This window comes from Bartonella sp. AA56HLJMS (assembly GCF_042197145.1).
Lineage (GTDB): Bacteria > Pseudomonadota > Alphaproteobacteria > Rhizobiales > Rhizobiaceae > Bartonella.
This window is the reverse complement of record NZ_JBHIRL010000092.1, coordinates 1-841: the sequence shown is the minus strand read 5'-3', so window position 1 is coordinate 841 and position 841 is coordinate 1. Positions and strand designations below refer to the sequence as shown.

Genomic DNA, 841 nt, shown 5'->3' with positions numbered 1-841 from the left:
AAAATACGAATTTATTGATGATTGTGAATATATCGATGGTCATTTCTTAACTCGAATTAGAGCCTTAAGAGATTTTGATGATGTCAAAAAAGGCGATTTAGGGGGGTATATTGAAAGTGAAGATAATCTCTCTCATGAAGGTAATTGCTGGGTGTATAATAAAGCTCGGGTCTTTCAAAATGCACGCGTCTTTGGAAATGCTAAAGTAAAAAGCTTTTTTGTTGATGTCTATGGTAATGCGCAAATTTATGGGAATGCTATTTTTGAAGGTATGACATTAAAGGACAATGCAAAACTGTCTGGTAATGCGCATGCTAGCAACGCCGTTGTAATTGAAGGCAATGCACAAATTTATGATAACGCCCGTGTCACTGATCATGCTCATATTTCCGATAATGCTGTCATTTGTGATGATGCTCATGTCGGAGGCAATGCAAAAATAAGTGGCTCTGCTTACATTTGTGATGAATCACGTGTTTTTGATGATGCCGTTATTTGTGATGCTCTTATCTCTGGTTCTTCATATATTCATAGCAATGCCTCTTTAACAGCTAATGAAGATATCTGTGATGATGCATATCCTGAGTTTGGGAGCGAAGATGATTATTATCGTCATGAGTATTATGCTGATTTTGAAGGGTATTATGACGATGATAATGACAGCGAATATGAAAGTGATGCTGCGTAAATGACACGCGCGGGCGCGGCGGGGGCGCCCTCCTTTAAACATCTCATTTAAAAATTTAAATCTCTATAAAGGAATTGTGCTCATGCAAAAGAAGTTTGCACTCACAAATGAAACGCGTGTAATTAATAATCATACCCTTTATCGCATTAAAGC

The 841-nt window shown here is 37.6% G+C and carries 1 protein-coding gene; it reads left to right on the top strand.

Features of this window, described 5'->3' with window-relative positions; translation table 11 throughout:
- Window positions 1–688 (top strand): hypothetical protein (locus ACFINI_RS10020; RefSeq protein WP_375648048.1); only part of this gene is annotated, 688 nt, incomplete at its 5' end.
- Between the last annotated feature and the right edge of the window lie 153 nt (window positions 689–841).